At 70.5% G+C, this 16,768-nt stretch carries 17 protein-coding genes; 6 read left to right on the top strand and 11 right to left on the bottom strand.

Annotation, left to right across the window (positions count from 1 at the left end):
* Positions 1 to 64: 64 nt before the first annotated feature.
* From trpB to ABT352_RS29170, 9 genes are all read right to left on the bottom strand, one after another.
* Entirely contained in the window at positions 65 to 1,285 is a 1,221-nt protein-coding gene (gene trpB, locus ABT352_RS29210) for a tryptophan synthase subunit beta (protein WP_350948281.1), read from the bottom strand.
* Between the two features lie 28 nt (positions 1,286 to 1,313).
* Positions 1,314 to 2,123: an indole-3-glycerol phosphate synthase TrpC gene (trpC, locus tag ABT352_RS29205; protein ID WP_350948163.1), complete on the bottom strand. Its 810-nt coding sequence runs from the start codon at positions 2,121 to 2,123 to the stop codon at positions 1,314 to 1,316.
* 169 nt (positions 2,124 to 2,292) lie between these two features.
* A complete protein-coding gene (locus ABT352_RS29200; RefSeq protein ID WP_350948162.1) occupies positions 2,293 to 2,736 on the bottom strand; it encodes a DUF2752 domain-containing protein in 444 nt (147 codons plus the stop codon).
* Positions 2,737 to 2,830: 94 nt separating this feature from the next.
* On the bottom strand, positions 2,831 to 3,241 hold the full coding sequence (locus ABT352_RS29195; protein WP_350948161.1) for a DUF4190 domain-containing protein: 411 nt from the start codon (positions 3,239 to 3,241) through the stop codon (positions 2,831 to 2,833).
* A 249-nt stretch (positions 3,242 to 3,490) separates the two neighbouring features.
* On the bottom strand, positions 3,491 to 4,087 hold the full coding sequence (locus ABT352_RS29190) for a Trp biosynthesis-associated membrane protein (protein ID WP_350948160.1): 597 nt from the start codon (positions 4,085 to 4,087) through the stop codon (positions 3,491 to 3,493).
* Positions 4,084 to 4,431, bottom strand: a complete 348-nt coding sequence (hisI, locus tag ABT352_RS29185; protein ID WP_350948159.1) for a phosphoribosyl-AMP cyclohydrolase — start codon at positions 4,429 to 4,431, stop codon at positions 4,084 to 4,086. The genes ABT352_RS29190 and hisI overlap by 4 nt, the downstream gene beginning before the upstream one ends.
* Before the next feature lie 152 nt (positions 4,432 to 4,583).
* Positions 4,584 to 5,540, bottom strand: coding sequence for a polyphosphate kinase 2 (gene ppk2 / locus ABT352_RS29180; protein WP_350948158.1), 957 nt, complete (start codon positions 5,538 to 5,540; stop codon positions 4,584 to 4,586).
* Positions 5,541 to 5,743: 203 nt separating this feature from the next.
* Positions 5,744 to 7,546: an ABC transporter ATP-binding protein gene (locus ABT352_RS29175; protein ID WP_502992901.1), complete on the bottom strand. Its 1,803-nt coding sequence runs from the start codon at positions 7,544 to 7,546 to the stop codon at positions 5,744 to 5,746.
* Between the two features lie 10 nt (positions 7,547 to 7,556).
* Positions 7,557 to 9,359 (bottom strand): ABC transporter ATP-binding protein, encoded by a 1,803-nt coding sequence (locus tag ABT352_RS29170; RefSeq protein WP_350948280.1) that lies wholly within the window; start codon positions 9,357 to 9,359, stop codon positions 7,557 to 7,559.
* A 153-nt stretch (positions 9,360 to 9,512) separates the two neighbouring features.
* Between ABT352_RS29170 and ABT352_RS29165 the strand changes: the two genes are divergently transcribed.
* The 5 genes from ABT352_RS29165 to ABT352_RS29145 all read left to right on the top strand — a co-directional run bounded on the left by ABT352_RS29165 (position 9,513) and on the right by ABT352_RS29145 (position 14,477).
* Positions 9,513 to 10,142: a TIGR03085 family metal-binding protein gene (locus tag ABT352_RS29165; RefSeq protein ID WP_350948156.1), complete on the top strand. Its 630-nt coding sequence runs from the start codon at positions 9,513 to 9,515 to the stop codon at positions 10,140 to 10,142.
* A gap of 323 nt (positions 10,143 to 10,465) precedes the next feature.
* Positions 10,466 to 10,627, top strand: a complete 162-nt coding sequence (locus tag ABT352_RS29160) for a hypothetical protein (RefSeq protein WP_344744406.1) — start codon at positions 10,466 to 10,468, stop codon at positions 10,625 to 10,627.
* A 348-nt stretch (positions 10,628 to 10,975) separates the two neighbouring features.
* Positions 10,976 to 11,572: a putative Ig domain-containing protein gene (locus ABT352_RS29155; RefSeq protein ID WP_350948155.1), complete on the top strand. Its 597-nt coding sequence runs from the start codon at positions 10,976 to 10,978 to the stop codon at positions 11,570 to 11,572.
* A gap of 79 nt (positions 11,573 to 11,651) precedes the next feature.
* Entirely contained in the window at positions 11,652 to 13,028 is a 1,377-nt protein-coding gene (locus ABT352_RS29150) for a glutamine synthetase family protein (RefSeq protein WP_350948154.1), read from the top strand.
* A gap of 18 nt (positions 13,029 to 13,046) precedes the next feature.
* On the top strand, positions 13,047 to 14,477 hold the full coding sequence (locus ABT352_RS29145; RefSeq protein WP_350948153.1) for an FG-GAP repeat domain-containing protein: 1,431 nt from the start codon (positions 13,047 to 13,049) through the stop codon (positions 14,475 to 14,477).
* Between the two features lie 32 nt (positions 14,478 to 14,509).
* Here the strand turns inward: ABT352_RS29145 and ABT352_RS29140 are convergent, their stop codons facing one another.
* Positions 14,510 to 15,052 carry a Uma2 family endonuclease gene (locus ABT352_RS29140; RefSeq protein WP_350948152.1) on the bottom strand — a complete coding sequence of 181 codons (543 nt, stop codon included), beginning with the start codon at positions 15,050 to 15,052 and terminating at the stop codon, positions 14,510 to 14,512.
* Between the two features lie 131 nt (positions 15,053 to 15,183).
* Entirely contained in the window at positions 15,184 to 15,642 is a 459-nt protein-coding gene (locus tag ABT352_RS29135; RefSeq protein ID WP_350948151.1) for an ATP-binding protein, read from the bottom strand.
* A gap of 222 nt (positions 15,643 to 15,864) precedes the next feature.
* Between ABT352_RS29135 and ABT352_RS29130 the strand changes: the two genes are divergently transcribed.
* The gene (locus tag ABT352_RS29130) at positions 15,865 to 16,380 is read left to right on the top strand and encodes a hypothetical protein (RefSeq protein ID WP_350948150.1); all 516 of its coding nucleotides are present in this window, start codon (positions 15,865 to 15,867) and stop codon (positions 16,378 to 16,380) included.
* The last annotated feature ends 388 nt before the right edge of the window (positions 16,381 to 16,768 follow it).

Below are 16,768 nucleotides of genomic sequence, written 5' to 3'. Positions count from 1 at the left end.
CTTCCGTTGCGGTTCGTCCCCTTCGGCCCGCCAGAGGGGAGGCAAGTCGGCCGTGAGAGGAGTGTCAGAGGTTGAAGTACTTCATCGCGGTGCTCATGTCCTTGTCGCCCCTGCCGGAGAGGTTGACCAGGATCGTCGCCCCGGGTCCCATCTCGCGCCCCAGCTTGAGCGCTCCGGCGAGCGCGTGCGAGGACTCGATGGCGGGGATGATGCCCTCGGTGCGGGCGAGCAGGGAGAAGGCGTCCATCGCCTCGGCGTCGGTGATGCCGTGGTAGGTGGCGCGGCCGCTGTCCTTGAGCCAGGCGTGCTCGGGGCCGACGCCCGGATAGTCGAGCCCGGCCGAGATCGAGTGCGACTCGACCGTCTGGCCCTCCTCGTCCTGCAGCACGTAGGTGCGCGAGCCGTGCAGCACGCCGACGGAGCCCGCGGTGAGGGTGAGGGCGTGCTCGCCGCTCTCCAGGCCCCGGCCGCCCGCCTCGTAACCGTGCAGCCGGACGTCCTGGTCGTCGAGGAAGGCGTGGAAGATGCCGATGGCGTTCGATCCCCCGCCGACGGCCGCGGCGACCGCGTCGGGCAGCCTGCCGGTGAGCTCCAGCGTCTGGCGGCGGGCCTCGACGCCGATGATGCGCGCGAAGTCGCGGACGATCTCCGGGAACGGGTGCGGGCCCGCGATGGTGCCGAAGAGGTAGTGGGTGCGGTCGACGTTGGCGACCCAGTCGCGGAACGCCTCGTTGATGGCGTCCTTGAGGGTCTGGCTGCCGTTGGTGACCGGGACGACGGTGGCGCCGAGCAGCTTCATGCGGGCGACGTTGAGCGCCTGGCGCTCGCAGTCGACGGCCCCCATGTAGATCACGCACTCCAGGCCCATCAGGGCGGCGGCGGTCGCGGTGGCGACGCCGTGCTGTCCGGCACCGGTCTCGGCGATCACCCGCGTCTTGCCCAGGCGCTTGGTCAGCAGGGCCTGGCCGAGCACGTTGTTGATCTTGTGGGCGCCGGTGTGGGTCAGGTCCTCGCGCTTGAGGATGATCCGGGCGCCACCCGCCTGCTCCGCGAAGCGGGGGACCTCGGTCAGCGTGGTCGGCCGCCCGGCGTAGGTGCGCAGCAGGTGGTCGAACTCCCGCAGGAACGCCACGTCGTTCTTCGCCTTGTCGTACTCCGCCGCGACCTCGTCCAGCGCGGGGATGAGCGCCTCGGGCACGTAGCGCCCGCCGAAGATCCCGAACTTGCCGTGGATGTCCGGGTCGTTCCCGTGAGCGGCGTTACCGGCGAGGTCGGCGGTGGTGATGACGGTTCCCTCGTGCGTTGTCACTGGCTTACTGCCCCTCGGGTCGGGATGCGGGATGGGCACCGGCGGTGACCAGGTCGACCACGGCGGCGCGCGGGTCCTTGCCGGTCACCAGGCTCTCGCCGACCAGGACGGCGTCGGCTCCCGCCCTGGCGTAGGCGAGCAGGTCGTGGGGGCCGCGCACACCCGACTCGGCGATCTTGATGACGCCCTCGGGGATCTTGGGAGCCAGCTTGACGAACACCTCTCGGTCGACCTCAAGGGTCTTGAGGTTCCGCGCGTTGATACCGATGATCTTGGCTCCGGCGACGAGCGCCCGGTCGAGCTCCTCCTCGGTGTGCACCTCGACCAGCGGGGCGAGCCCGATCGACTCGGCCCGCTCGATGAGCGAGACCAGCGCGTTCTGGTCGAGCGCCGCGACGATCAGCAGCGCCAGGTCGGCGCCGTAGGCGCGGGCCTCCCAGAGCTGGTACGAGGTGACGATGAAGTCCTTGCGCAGCACCGGGATGTCGACGACGGCGCGCACGGCGGCCAGGTCGTCGAGGCTGCCGCCGAAGCGGTGCCGCTCGGTGAGCACGCTGATGACGTGGGCGCCACCCGACTCGTAGTCACCGGCCAGCGCGGCGGGGTCGGCGATCGCGGCCAGCGCGCCCTTGGACGGGCTGGAACGCTTCACCTCGGCGATCACCGCCACCTGGTCGCCGCCCAGTGCCGCGTACGCGTCACGGGGGGCCGGTGCCCGCCCGGCCCGCTCCTTGAGCTCGGCCAGCGTCACCCTTTCCTGGCGCTCGGCCAGATCGGCGCGGACTCCTTCGAGGATTTCCTCAAGCACGCTCACTTGCCCTCCTCGCGAAGCTCAGGGGCCGGGTTCGCGAACGCCGCCGTATCCGTGGTTCGTTCGCTCCGCTCGCTCACGAGTAAGGCCCCTCCCGGTCGACTGCCCTTGTTCCGCCGATGCTATCGGCCCGGCCGGGGTCGCCCCGCCACGGGGTGAGACCTATCGGTGACTATGGGGCCAGGAATTCCCCAAAAGGAAGATTTCGCACTATCCAAAACACGACCATCAAAGCGAGCAATAACCACACGTAGACCGGGCGTATGGATTTCCATCCGGGCCCGCCACCGGATTCTCCGGCCGATCCGCCCACCGACCAGGCACGCAGCGCCCACCGGCCCCAGAGCAGGACCAGCACCGGGACCATGAGCACGACGAGCGGGTTGAGCCCCAGGGCCGCCACGGGGTCTCCGTGGGCGAGCGCGTACACCGTTCGCAGGCCTCCGCAACCGGGGCAGTAGAGGCCGGTGAGCAGCAGGAACGGGCAGGGCGGGTAGTGGCCCGGCTCGTTGGGGTCCACCGCGCCCACGAACGCGACCGCCGCGCCGGCGGCCAGCGCGGTGCCGAGCGGCGCCAGCACGGCCACGGCACGCGAACCCGCGATCCTCCCCGTCACCACGGTCCTTCAGCACCCTTCACCGGTGGTCACCCCCACCGGCCACCCTACTTACTCACTCACGCACCCCTCACCGGCGGCGCGAGCGCCGGCGTCAGTAGCCCGAGGCGCCACCGAGGATCAGGGCACCGGCTCCGATCACCCAGATGAACACCAGCGCCGCCAGCCAGGACAGGATGCCGAAATAGGACAGGACCAGGCCCGCGACGGCCATGCCCCGCCCTTCCTCGCCCGTCCGCCTGATCTGCCCCAGCGAGATGTGCCCCAGCACCGCGCCCACGATCGAGGGGAGTCCGCAGATGAACAGCCCGGCGATGCCCATGATCAGCGCGGCGATGGCCATGCCGTTGTTGCCCCGCGGCGGCGGGCCGTACCCCCCGTAACCGCCACCGGGCGCACCGTACCCTCCGGAACCGTAACCGCCCGAAGAGCCATAACCACCCGAGGAGCCGTAGCCGCCGCTCTTCGGGGGCGGGCCATAGCCACCCTGATCGCCGTAGCTCATGAATGACTCCCCATTATCCGAGTTACAGGCGAAATCCTAGCGAAAACACTCCCAGGAGGAGACGATCCGTTCACGCTCGCGAGCGCGTTGTGAGCAAGTCGTGGCCGAGGGCACACCCGCCCCGGACGGCGGGAGGGCACCAAAACGACATGAGAAGATCCCCGCGCCGGGAGAACCGGGAACACGGCGGGAACCGCGGACGTCGTGCGAACGAGCGGAACCCGCCGTCCGCCCAGGGGCTCGCGAAGGTCAGTGTTCGCGGGGGTCGGGACCGGTCGTCGGATCGACGCCCTCGTCGAGGGCGTCCCACAACTCCCGCTCGCTGGGGGCACCACCGCGTGCGGCGGCAGTACCGCCCGCGGGACCGGCCCCCTGCCGGTCGTACCGGCCGGACATGCCCGGCCAGCGCCCGCCGCGCACGATCGCCGCCACTCCCCCGGCGGCCAGCAGAAACCCTCCCACGGAGGCGAGGATCGGCCAGACGACGGCCGAGGCGACCTGCGGGATGGAGCCGACGGAGAGCGGCGCCTGCTCGGCGGAGATCCGCAGCGCGGCGCTCGCGCCGCCTCCCCACCAGGAACCGGCGATCATCCCGGCCCCGCCGAGCGCCATCACCGCTCCGACGAGCCCGCGCCACACCCCTTTCGTCGCGAGGACGGCGACCACCGCGGCGAGCGCCGCCCAGGCGCCGGGGCCGAGGGCGGGGACCAGTTCGGCGGCGGAGACCGCGACCTCGCGGGTGCCGTACGTCACGGTGAACCAGTCGCGTCCCGCGGCGAGGAGCACGAGCGCGGCACCGGCCACGCACACCGCGAGCCAGGTCCACAGCTCCCGCCTCGCCGTCACGCCCGGGTCACCGTCAGCTCGTCGGCGTCGAAGCAGGTCCGGTCGCCGGTGTGGCAGGCGGCGCCCACCTGGTCGACCTTGAGCAGGACGGTGTCGCCGTCGCAGTCGAGCGCGGCGGACTTGACGTGCTGGACGTGGCCGGAGGTGTCGCCCTTCACCCAGTAGGCTCCCCGGCTGCGCGACCAGTAGGTGGCCCTGCCCGTGGTGAGCGTGCGATGCAGCGCCTCGTCGTCCATCCAGGCGAGCATGAGCACCTCGCCGGTGTCGTACTGCTGGACGACGGCGGGAACCAGCCCGTCGGCGGTGCGCTTCAGCCGGGCCGCGATGGCGAGGTCAAGGGACATGCGGCAATTGTGCCGCAACAGGGGGGAGGGGTGGCCTCCGGCCCGGCCACGTGAGCGGGCAGGACGAGCACGGCACCGCCGGCGCCGGAGGGCCGAGCCGCGGGCGAAGACGTCCGGGCGGCACCGACATGGAAACAGGGGCGGTCGTCGTCTCAGTGGCCGCGGTCGTCGTCGAGGACGTCGGCGGCATGGACGACGATCTTGGGGTCGGGGACGCCGACGACCTCGTGGTCCTTGTTCTCGTACTCGAACAGGCTCAGCAGGTGGCGCATCGCCTCGATCCTGGCCCGCTTCTTGTCATTGCTCTTGATCACCGTCCACGGGGCCTCCTCCGTGTCGGTGTTGACGAACATGTCCTCCTTGGCGGCGGTGTAGTCCTCCCACTTGTCGAGCGACTCCAGGTCCATCGGCGACAGCTTCCACTGCCGTACCGGGTCGACCTGGCGGATCACGAACCGGGTGCGCTGCTCGGAGCGCGAGACCGAGAACCAGAACTTCACCAGGTGGATGCCGTCGCGGACGAGCATCCGCTCGAACTCCGGGGCCTGTTCCAGGAACTCCAGATACTCCTCGGGGGTGCAGAAGCGCATCACCCGCTCGACCCCGGCGCGGTTGTACCAGGAACGGTCGAAGAAGACCATCTCTCCGGCGGCGGGCAGGTGGGAGATGTAGCGCTGGAAGTACCACTGGGTGCTCTCGCGTTCGCTCGGCTTCTCCAGCGCCACCACGTTCGCGCCCCGGGGGTTGAGGTGCTCCATGAACCGCTTGATCGTGCCGCCCTTGCCCGCGGCGTCACGCCCCTCGAAGAGGACGACCAGACGCCCCCCGGTGTCCTTGATCCAGTACTGGAGCTTGAGCAGCTCGATCTGGAGCAGCCGCTTGATCCGGTCGTACTCCGCCCGCTCCATCCGCCTGTCGTAGGGATACTTCTCCCGCCAGGTGTCGACCGGACTGCCGTCCTGGCGGACCAGGACGGGGTCGTCGTCGTCATCGTCGTCGACCCGCAGGTCCGCCAGCTCGTCGAGCAGGTCGCTGCGCTCCAGGGCCGCGTGAATGTTCACCACGGGGAACCGGCCGTCCGGCAGCTCCCCGCCAACCAACTCCGCCATCGGTCCCTTCCCTCGGGCGGACGTGGGGCCCGCCTCCGCCCTGTCCCTACCTCGGCACGGGCCGGATAGTCCTTCCCGAACCACCCCCTTTTCCCATTCTTCCTTCCTGCCGCACGTGCCGCGTCGGCGCGGGGGCTGGACCATCCCCGGTCCGGCGCGGCCGGTGATCACCCGCCGTGATCGGGTCGCGTGCGGAAGCAGGGCTAGGAGCGGGCCGAGGAGACCCAGGAGGCGTGCAGGTCGGCGTAGACACCGGGCTCGCGGACCAGCTCGGCGTGCGGGCCGCGTTGCACGATCCGCCCCTTGTCGAAGACGAACACCTCGTCCGCCGCCTCGGCGGTGGAGAGCCGATGGGCGATGGAGACGGCGGTGCGGCCCCGCGTGGCGCCCTCCAGGGCGCGGGCCAGCCGTACCTCCGTCGCCGGGTCCACCGCGGAGGTGGCCTCGTCGAGCAGCAGCAGGTCGGGGTCGGCCAGGTAGGCGCGGGCGAGCGCGACGAGCTGGCGTTCGCCCGCCGACAGCGACTCCCCGCGCTGGCCGACCCTGGTCGACAGGCCCGCGGGCAGCCCCTCCAGCCAGTCGGCGAGCCCCAGCTCGGTCATGGCGAGCCGGATCTCCTCCTCGGTCGCCGAGGGGCGGCCGAAACCGATGTTCTCCCCCAGGGTGCCGTCGAACAGGAACCCGTCCTGCGGCACCATCACGATGCGGCTGCGCAGCGAGGAGAAGCGGACGTCGCGCAGGTCGTGGCCGTCGATCGTGATCCGCCCGGAGACCGGGTCCATCAGGCGGGTGAGCAGCTTGGCGAAGGTCGTCTTGCCGGAGCCGGTCTCCCCCACCACCGCGATCCGCGAGCGCGGCGGGATCCGCGCCGAGACCCCGTGCAGCACCGGCGCCCCTCCGGGATAGGAGAACCCCACATCCTCGAAGGAGACCGAGATGGGACCGCGCGGCAGCTCGACACCGTCCGGGCCCGGGTCCGCGACGTCGGCGGGGGTGTCGAGCACGCCGAGGATGCGCCGCCATCCGGCCACGGCGTTCTGCGCCTCGTTGAGCACCTCGGTGGCGACCTGCATCGGCGAGACGAACAGCGTGATGAGGAACAGGAAGGCGACCAGGCGCCCCTCTGTGATGTCGCCCGCCAGCCCGAGCCGCACCCCGACCAGCACCACCGCGGCCAGCGCGACGGCGGCGACGATCTCGGTCAGCGGGAACACGGTCGCGACGATCCGCTGGGTGCGCGCCTGCGCCGCCTTGTTGGCGTCGATCGCGACGTCGAGCCGCTCGGCCGTACGGGCCTCCGATCCGTGTGCCCTGATCACGGCCGCGCCCACGACCGACTCGCTCACGGCCGAGAGCATGTCGCCGGTGCGCTCGCGGACCCGCGTGTAGGCGCCGGAGAGCCAGCGCTGGAAGCGCGGCAGGACGACCATGAGCGGCAGGAAGCACGCCCACACCACCAGGGCGAGCTGCCAGGAGTAGACGAACATCAGCCCGGTGGCGACCAGGAGCTGCCCCAGGGCGATGATGATCATCAGCCCGCCCCACTGCATGAACACGCTGATCTGGTCGACGTCGCCGGTGACCCGCGAGACGAGGGCGCCGCGGCGCTCGGTGTTCTGGGTGAGCACCGACAGGTCGTGCACGTGCCGGAAGCCGCGCACCCTGAGCGTGGCGAGAGAGGACTCGGTGGCCTTGTAGAGGCGGACGTTCATCAGGTACGCGCACAGCGCGGTGAACGCCACGGCCGCGGCGCACAGCAGCACGGCGGTGCGGATGTAGGCCACGTCCGGGGCCCCTCCCCCGAGCCCGGTGTCGATGGTCTGCTGGACGGCGATCGGCACGATGATCTTGCCGGCCGTGGCGACCACGGCGAGCGCGAGCGTCCCGGCCAGCCCCTTGCGGAACTCCGGCGTGAGCGACAGGCCGTGCCTGACGGTGGCCAGCCCCGAGCGCTCGACCCCCTGGAACGAGCTCACCGGCACCGTCCTTTCAGCAGGCGGACCCACGACTGCTTCCTCACGCGCTGACCTCTTCCTCTCGCTCGGCGTCGAGCGCCTCCCGCTCGGCACCCTGGCGTTCGTAGGCGGTGACCAGGTTGCGGTAGCCCTCGCAGCGGGCGAGCAGCTCCGCGTGGCCGCCCCGGTCGACGACCCGGCCGTGGTCGAGGTAGACGACCTCGTCGGCCAGGGCGATGGTCGCCATCCGGTAGGCGATGACGACCACGGTGGAGACCTGGGCCGCGTCCCGCAGCCCGTACAGGATCCTCGCCTCGACCTGCGGGTCGACGCTGGAGGTGGCGTCGTCGAGCACGAGCAGCCGCGGGCGGCGCACCAGCGCGCGGGCCAGGGCGATCCGCTGGCGCTGGCCGCCCGACAGGCTGGTGCCGCGCTCGCCGACCCGGGTGTCCAGCCCCGAGGGCAGCGCGCTGACGAACCCCTCGGCCTGCGCCAGGCGCAGCGCCGCCCAGACCTCCTCGTCGCCGACCTCCAGGCCGAGGGTGACGTTGCCGCGTACGGTGTCGTCGAACAGGAACGTCTGCTGCGGCACCAGCGCCACCGCGTCGCTCACCCCGTTCCTGGCGACGTCGCGCAGATCCGTGCCGTCCACGAGCACCACGCCCTCCGCCGGGTCGACCAGGCGGACGAGGGTCTGGGCGAGTGTCGACTTGCCGGACCCGGTGGGGCCGACCAGGGCGACGGTGCGGCCGGAGGCGACCTCCAGGCTCACGTCGCGCAGGACGGGGAACTCCCCGTCGCCGTAGGCGTAGCCGAGGCCGCGGACCTCCAGCCTGGCCGGTTCCTTGCCGGGCAGCTCGACGGCGCCGTGCTCCATGGAACCGGTGGCCTCCAGCACGGCCTGGATCCGCTCGTAGCCGACGACGGCGCGGGGCAGCTCGGCGAGCACCCAGCCCAGCGCGCGGATCGGGAAGGCCAGCAGGGTGAACAGGTAGGCGACCTGGACGAGCACCCCGGAGCCGATCGCGCCGCTCTCCAGCCGCATCGCGCCGATCAGCAGCACGGCGAGCACGCCGAGGGTGGGCAGCGCCTCAAGCAGCGGGTCGAACAGGCCGCGGACCCGGCCCACGGCGATGTTGGCGTCGCGCAGCTCCTCGGCCTTGGCCAGGAACCTCGCGGTCTCCTCGTCCTCGCGGCCGAGGGTCTTGACGACCAGGGCGCCGTCGAAGCTCTCGTGGGCGATCTCGCTGACCTCGGCGCGCAACTGCTGCGCGCGGGTGGCGAGCGGGTTCAGTCTGCGCTGGTAGATCAGGTTGAGCACGGCGATCGCGGGAAAGACCAGGAAACCGACGAGGGCGAGGATCGGATCGGTGATCACCATGGCGACGGCGGCGGTGACCAGCATCACGACCACGCCGACCGCCATCGGCAGCGGGGCGAGCGGCGCCCAGGCGGCCTCCACATCGGACCCGGCGTTGGACAGCAGTTGCCCGGTCGGGTGCCTGTGGTGCCAGGCCAGGGGAAGCCTCAGATACTGGCGGGTGACGTCCCGGCGGGAGCGGGCCTGCATCCGATACTGCATGACCCCGGCGAAATACCGCCGTCCCGCCACACCCAGCGCCTTGATCAGGGACGCCCCCATGATCAGGAGCGCGCCGACGGCGAGGGTGCCCGTCGTGATCTGCCCGTCCCTGAAGGCGGGGAGCACGACGTGGTCGGTGGCCCAGCCCAGCGCCCACGCCGAGGCTACGGTCATCACGCCGTACAGGGCACTGGACAGCACCGCGGCGGAGAAGATCGGCTTCTCCGCCCGAACGGCCACCCCCAGGACCCCGAGTCCCTTACGCATGACTGCGCCGGTCATCTTGCTCGCCACGCGGGGGATGTCCTTTCGACGGGGGAACGTTGCTACCTAAGTCCCTATCACTGTGGATCAAGCGGTTATTCCCGAACCACCTTCGGCGATGTCGCGCCCACCCCACTCATCGCCCGTTCGACAACGTTGTCAGGATCACAGATGAACTACGCCCGCACCGAACGAGCCGAGCTCAGCGATCTGTTCACCCGGCTCGGCCCGGACGCTCCCACCCTCTGTGAGGGCTGGACCACCTTCGACCTCGCCGCCCACCTCGTCGTCCGCGAACGCCGCCCCGACGCCGCCGCAGGCATCCTCCTCAAGCCGCTGGCCGGGCACACCGCCAGGGTGCAGGAGTCCACGAAGACCAGGAAGGGGTACGCGGGCCTCGTCGAGCTCGTACGCTCCGGCCCCGGGGGACCCTACCGCCTGCCCGGCCTGGACGAGGCGGCCAACACGACGGAGTTCTTCGTCCACCACGAGGACGTACGGCGGGCACAGCGGGTCTGGGAGCCGCGGGAGCTGCCGGCCGAGCTGGAGGAGAGGTTCTGGAAGCAGATCCACCGCGGAGCCCGGTTGTTCCTGCGCCGCGCCCCCGTCAAAGTCGTCCTGCACCGCGTCGGCGGCGGCACGGCCGTCGGCGGCGCCAAGGAGGGTCCCCAGGTCGAGGTGACGGGCACGGCCGGAGAGCTGCTGCTGTTCTGCTTCGGGCGCCAGTCCCACGCCAAGGTGACCGTGAACGGTGACGACGAGGCCGTGGCCAGGCTGATGGACGCCTCCCTGGGCGTCTAGCGAAACCGACCGTCCCTGCCGGGGAAACACAGAGCCGATCACCGGGCCGGTGATCGGCCCGGCAAAGAAGCTCCCCCGGGATCGGCGTACGAGCGGCGCCGATCTAGCCCTACCGGTATACCTGGCAGTGAAGATTGGACAGGAGCGCCTCGCGACCCCACGATGGCGAGTGTGACCTATGCCAAACTCCCGACCAGACCACGGTTTGCTTCCGCGGGACGGGTATGATCATCGAAAATCCGGGAGCCACCCGGGCCGCAGATGCCAATGATCGATAAAATTCGGGTATATACGGCTGGGATTGGAACTGCCAGGAGGCCCCCATGCAGGTAAAGAAGATCCTCACCTACCTCGCGGTAGCTTTCGTGGTCTTCTATCTGTTCACCAAGCCCGCCGAGGCGGCGAGCGCGGTCAACGGAGTCTTCGACGGGATCATCAGGGGAGCAGACCAATTGGCTCTGTTCTTCACCCGCGTGCTCACCTAACCACCCGGCGGGTCCCCTCCCGCCCCTAACCGCGTCACCCGCGTTCCCGTCTGATCCACAGGGGAGCGCACACCCCTCGCCTCGAAAGTCATGCCGTCGGCCCCGCCGATCCCGGAAACGTATCGCGACGGTCGCCGGAAACCGCCCGCCCCCACGAGGTCCCCTCGCACCCCGCCGCCCGAAGCCGCGCGGCCCCACCGTACAGAGTGGTACGGAACCAGGGTGGTAACCCTACGGCGAACGTCCTGACCCGATCATGGGTGACCACGGAAGACATCACGGCACTCCCTTGATGATCTTTCCTGCATCCTGGGTGGGAAATCCGTTTCTCGTACGGGGGATCGTTTCATGCACGGCAGGCAGAGGTTCCCCGGGCTCGGGGCGATCATCGCGGGAGCCGTCACGTGCGGCGTGCTGGCGACCCCGGGAGTCGCCTTCGCGACCCCGACACCGGACCCCATACCGGCACCCCCCTCCCCCCGGATCACCGTCCGGGCCCCCGCCACCGAAGCTCCGAGCGGCACGGAAGCGCAGGAAAGCCCGGCAGGCATAGAGGCGTCGGAGAGCTCAGGGAGCACGAAAGGTCCCTCCTCCCTCTCGGCCCACCCCCTCCTCGGCCACTTCGGCACCGCCGTCGACCGGCCGCTGACAGGAAGGATCACGCCGGCCAACCCGACCGGCGAGAGGCTCTCCTTCAAGGTGACCAGCCCCACCCTGCTTCCCGCCGGGATCACGCTCGACGCCGACGGCCTGCTCGGCGGCACCTCCCGGATACCGGGCACCTGGACGGTCCCGGTCGAGGCCTGCGTTCCCTCCGGCGGGTGCACCGCCGGCACGGTGACGATCACCATCACCTGCCGCTGCGCCGACTCACCCCCCGCACCCCTCCCCCCGTCGAGCTCCCCCTGCTCCGACAACGGCAACGCCGACGTACTCACCACATAACCGCGGACCGTAACCCCACGACCTCCCCGGAGCATCCCAGAGGACGTATCACGCAGGAGGCATAGGAGATCACCAGGCGATGACCGCTCCTCACACACTCGACGCCGCGGCCCTTCGCGCCATCGAACGCGCCGACACCGAGGGCGTCGAACTCATCCGCTTCCTGTACGCCGACCACGGCGGCGTGATCAGGGGCAAGGCCACCTCCCACTCCCGGCTCGCCGAGCGGCTCCACACCGGCATCGGCCACACCGTGGGAATGATGGCGATGAACATGCTCGACGAACTCCAGGACGTCGAGGGCCTCGGCCCCGTCGGGGAGGTCCGCCTCGTCCCCGACCCGGCCACGTTCGTCCACCTGCCCTACGCTCCCGGCAGCGCGGCCATGCTGGCGGACCTGCGCCAGGTCGACGGCTCCTCCTGGCCCGTCTGCCCGCGCACCTTCCTGCGCGAGGCCGTCGCCGCCCTGGCCGCCGAGGGCCACACCCTCGTCGCCGCCTACGAACCCGAGTTCACCCTCGGCCGCCGCGCACCCGACCCAGAGGGCGGCCCGGATCGCCTCATCCCCGCCGACGACAGCCTGTGCTACTCCACCGTCGGCTTCAACCAGCTCCACGACTACACGATGGCCCTGGTCCACGCCCTGGAAAGACAAGGGCTGCGGCCCGAGCACTACCATCCCGAACTCGGCCACGGCCAGCACGAACTGTCGATCCGTCACGCCCCCGCCCTCCAGACCGCCGACAACCACGTCATCTACCGGGAGACGGTGAGAGGCGTCGCCACCCGCATGTCGATGTGGGCCTCCCTCGCCCCCAAACCCCTCGCCGACCAGCCCGGCAACGGCGCCCACCTCCACCTCTCCCTCTGGGACACCGCACTGCGCGCCAACACCTTCGCCGACCCCTCCGACCGCTACGGCATGTCGGCCACCGCCTATCACTTCATCGGCGGCCTCATCGCCCACCTCCCCGCACTCACCGCCCTCACCTGCGGCTCGGTGAACAGCTTCCGGCGCCTGACACCGAGATCGTGGTCGAGCGCGTACGCCTGCTACGGCATGGACAACCGCGAGGCGGCGGTACGGATCTGTTCCCCCACGGGCCGCGACACCTCGGCGTCCGCCAACCTGGAGCTCAAGCCCTCCGACTCCTCGGCCAACCCCTACCTGTCGCTGGGCGCCGTCATCCACGCCGGCCTGGACGGCATCCGCCGCGGCCTCGACCCCGGCGACCCCGTCAACGTCGACCCCGCGACCCTCCCCCCAGGACGCGTCCCCCGCCTCCCCGCCTCCCTGGACGAGGCCCTGGACGCCCTGGAGTCCGACGACGTCCTCATGAACGCCCTCGGCCCCCTGCGCGCCTCCGCCTACCTCGCCGTCAAACGCTCCGAGGCGAGGTCCTTCTCCGCCCAGGACGCCGCCTACGAGATGTTCCACCACTTCCGGGTCTTCTAGGTCCTAATATCCCCATACATGTGGGAGGGCGCGATAAAAACCAGAACCGGAACGGCCCTGGCACTCGTCCTCCTGCTCGGCGGATGCAGCCTCGGAGACGGGCGGGACGCGTCTCCGGCCCCGTACGTGACACCGTCGGCGCTGCTCCCCGAACCGCCACCGCCACCACCGTCGCCGTCCCCCCGGCCCGCGTCGCCACGGTCGCAGGCCTCACCGCCCCCCGAGGGAAAGGGCGGCCGAGAGCCCGGCGACGTCAACGGCGACGGCTTCGCGGACCTGACCCTCGTCATGTCCCACGACTCCTGGTCACCCGACCTCGTGATCGTGTACGGCTCGAAGGGCGGCCTGAACCCCCGGACCAGAACGGTGGTGCCCGGCATCCGTCTTGAGTTCGGCGGGTCCACGAGCACGGCCGACCTCGACGGCGACGGCTTCGCCGACGTCCTCGTCCACGGCCACGCGGCGAGGGCGGGCAGCCCCCCGGACATCCCGTACATCCTGTGGGGCGGCCCGGAGGGGGTGGATCCGGAGGCGCCACCGACCGCCGTCCGAACCCCGGTACCCCCCGACAACTTCCGCGCGGAAACGGTGCCGGGCGACTTCGACGGCGACGGCGCGGCCGATCTGGCGCTGTGGACGCCGACAACGGAGGGAGCGAGCGGGAACGACTCGACCATGAAGAGCCTGGCCGTGCTGTACGGGCCGTTCACCCGGGAGGGCGTCCCCCACCGTCGCGTCGTCCATCCGTCGGAGGTCACCCTGGACTCCGGCGGCCTGGTCGCGGGCAGGATCGGCGGAAGGCGCGCCACCGACCTGCTCGTGCGCGAGTCGAACGACGGCGGGCAGTCGGCGTCGTGGCTCCTCAGGGGCGGCCCCGGCGGGCTGCCCCACCGGAGCCGGCGGCTGAACGAGGGCAACGCCGTCGCGTTGGGGGACTTCGACGGGGACGGCAGGGGCGACGTCGTGGTCGCCGACAGCGGCGGCCGCAACAACGAGCCGGGGTACGAGACCGAGCCACCCCACGTCGACGGCGTGATGACCGTCTACTTCGGCGGGGCCCGGCGCGTGCCACAGGTGTTCAGGAACGTCAAAGCCGCGCGGACGATGGTGGCAGGAGATTACGACGGCGACGGGACCGACGACCTCGCGATCGCCCGCCGCCCCGACGGCGTCGAACTCCTCCACGGCGGGGGAAACGGGCTACGACGCGGCGGGAGGACGATCCGCCGGCTCGGACCGGCCACGGACCCGACCGGCCGGAAGCTGCGCCCCGACGAACGCCCGGCGTTTCCCCGAACGTCGGCCGACTACGACGGCGACGGCCGGGACGAACTGCTGCTGACCTGGCCCCCCGTCAATCACCTACCGGAATGGGGCTCGGCGCCGTCCCTGTGGTGGGTGACGGACGGCGACCGCGACGAGAACACCTTCGGCACCGGTGACTGGTAGGGAAGGTCACCGGGCCCGCCGCACCACCGCCGCTACAGGGCGGCCGGATAACCCTCCGTGCCGATCGTCAGCAGCACCGGCTCCGGCAGCGTGAACGGCTTGCCGAAGGAGCTCACGTTCTCGCGGGTGTAGCGGTTGACATCGGGCTCGCTGAACACCCTGATGGTCTCGCACTTCCGGTCGATGATCACGTAGACGGGAATCCCCGTCGAGGCGTACGCCTCCGGCTTGTCGCCGTAGTCCTCGGAACGGGTGTTCTTCGACACCACCTCGATGACCGCCGCCACGATCTCCTTACGAACCGGGTTCTCGTCGTCGCTGAGACTTCCGGCAGGAATGATCACAATGTCGGGCTGCGGCCCCCGATGATCACCCGGAGTCCCGACCCTCATGTCGGGCAGAGCCCACCACGCATCAGAGGGAATCTGACGGATCGTCTCGCTGACGATCAGATTATGGAAGGCGGATGCGGACGCCTGCATCACGATCTTCCCGGCATACCACTCGACCTTGTACCCCTCCCGCTCCGCCGCCAGCGCGAGGAGCTCGCTGAAGGCCCTCGAACTATCTGACATCTCGATTCCTCCCCGCCTCGCCCGCCTCCGATGATGCCAGCGAGCGAGATGCGGCGCCGCATCACACAGATCATCTTCATGCCAGGAAGGGCGCGAAAGACATCACCGCGAGGCACCGAGACCTGAGGCCATCAGACCGTAAGGATCTCGGCCCAGACCGCGTGGCCCTTCGACTGGGTGCCACGGAAGCCGACCCTGGAGGCCAGGGCGGCGACCACGGCCAGCCCCCGGCCGCCCTCGGCGAGCGGGTCGGCGTCGCGGCGCGGGCCGAACCGGGGGGTGGCGCCTCGGCCGCAGTCATAGACGGTGATCCGGACGACCGTCGTCCTGCGGGTCAGCTCGACGATGAACGTCCCCTCAGGGCTCCCGCTGCTCGTGTGCGCGATGGCGTTCGCCGCGAGCTCGGCGACGATCTGCTCGGCGTCGTTCCGGCACGGCGAGTCCTCCAGCAGGAACCGGATGAACCGTCGAGCGACCGGAACCTGATCCATCCGGCCAGGAAAGACCCGCCGGTAGGTCATCCCACCGGGCCGCAGCCCCACCATCGCCTCGATCAGCGCGGGGGCCACATCGTTCCAGACAACGACCATGTCATCTCCTGCGGGACGTCGGGAAATTCACCTCCAGCAGGGTGACCCACCCCGCCCCACCCGGTAACCCCCGCACTCAAAACACCGCACCACCCCACCCTTCGCCCCACTGACCTGCGGAAATACCAACCCCACTCCTCCGGCATCCCCTTCCACCTCACGACTATCGCTCTGCGTAATCAGTCGGATACTATTCGCTCACGTTCGATTCAAGGAGGAGCCATGCCAGGCGAGGGATACCGCACCCTGCTCGACTGCCGTCGCCGCAGCAGGGCGCTGCGCGCCCGCTCGGTCACCTTCGACCAGATCGCCCACATCCTCGCCCTCGATCACGACGTCAGCCCCCTGCGCCTGTACCGCTACGCCCACGGCCGCACCGCCGGCGACGTCGTCGCCGCCCGCAGCCTGCTCACCGACGAGATCTACGCCCGCTACAACGCCGCTCACCGCGACCTCCTCGACCAGGCCGACTACCGCCACCTCGACCCCCATCAGCAGCTCACCCCACCCCCGCCCACCCCGAGCGACGCGATCCTGCCGAAGGGCCGACCGACCGCCCAGGCCCCCCGTCACGAAGGGCTACCCACCTGGACTCTGGCGCCCACCCCAGGCCCCCATGACAGCATTGAACGGCACTTCTCAGGGATCCAGCCCCCCACCCCCGCCCACTGCACCGAACTTCTACGCGCCCTGCGCGCCGAGGAGACGGACGTCGACGACCCCCTCCTGAATGCCTGAAGGAGGGGGCTTGAGGTGCCGCCTGGTGCCTTGAGCCCGTATTGACCAGCCCCAGCCATCACGAACAGGAGGTGCATCCTCGATGGCTACGTTCACCGTAAGACAGCAGACCCACCAGCCCGTGCTTCCTCAGCGGGCTGCTCTGGAATCCGTGGGAGCAGACAACCCGGGTCGGGACGAAACGGCTCACGGACGCGGCTTCGCCGCACCTGGCGGTGGACATGGGCGAGGGGAGACCGTACGGCACGCACCGGCCGTTCGGCGTCACCCCCAGGGCACCGAGGTGTCCGAGAGAGCCAACCGTGAGGTTCACCCGGCCGTGTTCGTCCTCGACGTCCACGGCCACCCGCTCGACCCGTGCCATCCCGCCCGTGCCCGCCGCCTGCTG

This window comes from Streptosporangium sp. NPDC000563, assembly GCF_040299985.1.
Lineage (GTDB): Bacteria > Actinomycetota > Actinomycetes > Streptosporangiales > Streptosporangiaceae > Streptosporangium.
The sequence above is the reverse complement of the archived record's forward strand: the minus strand, read 5'-3'. Positions and strand labels throughout refer to the sequence as shown.

What these genes read in the sequence shown, in the direction of transcription:
- ABT352_RS29195 (WP_350948161.1), bottom strand. Translation starts at nt 3,241, where the DNA reads ATGAGCTACGGCGATCAGGGTGGCTATGGCCCGCCCCCGAAGAGCGGC.
- hisI (WP_350948159.1), bottom strand. Translation starts at nt 4,431, where the DNA reads ATGTCCCTTGACCTCGCCATCGCGGCCCGGCTGAAGCGCACCGCCGAC.
- ppk2 (WP_350948158.1), bottom strand. Translation starts at nt 5,540, where the DNA reads ATGGCGGAGTTGGTTGGCGGGGAGCTGCCGGACGGCCGGTTCCCCGTG.
- ABT352_RS29170 (WP_350948280.1), bottom strand. Translation starts at nt 9,359, where the DNA reads ATGACCGGCGCAGTCATGCGTAAGGGACTCGGGGTCCTGGGGGTGGCC.
- ABT352_RS29165 (WP_350948156.1), top strand. Translation starts at nt 9,513, where the DNA reads ATGAACTACGCCCGCACCGAACGAGCCGAGCTCAGCGATCTGTTCACC.
- ABT352_RS29160 (WP_344744406.1), top strand. Translation starts at nt 10,466, where the DNA reads ATGCAGGTAAAGAAGATCCTCACCTACCTCGCGGTAGCTTTCGTGGTC.
- ABT352_RS29155 (WP_350948155.1), top strand. Translation starts at nt 10,976, where the DNA reads ATGCACGGCAGGCAGAGGTTCCCCGGGCTCGGGGCGATCATCGCGGGA.
- ABT352_RS29150 (WP_350948154.1), top strand. Translation starts at nt 11,652, where the DNA reads ATGACCGCTCCTCACACACTCGACGCCGCGGCCCTTCGCGCCATCGAA.
- ABT352_RS29145 (WP_350948153.1), top strand. Translation starts at nt 13,047, where the DNA reads ATGTGGGAGGGCGCGATAAAAACCAGAACCGGAACGGCCCTGGCACTC.
- ABT352_RS29140 (WP_350948152.1), bottom strand. Translation starts at nt 15,052, where the DNA reads ATGTCAGATAGTTCGAGGGCCTTCAGCGAGCTCCTCGCGCTGGCGGCG.
- ABT352_RS29135 (WP_350948151.1), bottom strand. Translation starts at nt 15,642, where the DNA reads ATGGTCGTTGTCTGGAACGATGTGGCCCCCGCGCTGATCGAGGCGATG.
- ABT352_RS29130 (WP_350948150.1), top strand. Translation starts at nt 15,865, where the DNA reads ATGCCAGGCGAGGGATACCGCACCCTGCTCGACTGCCGTCGCCGCAGC.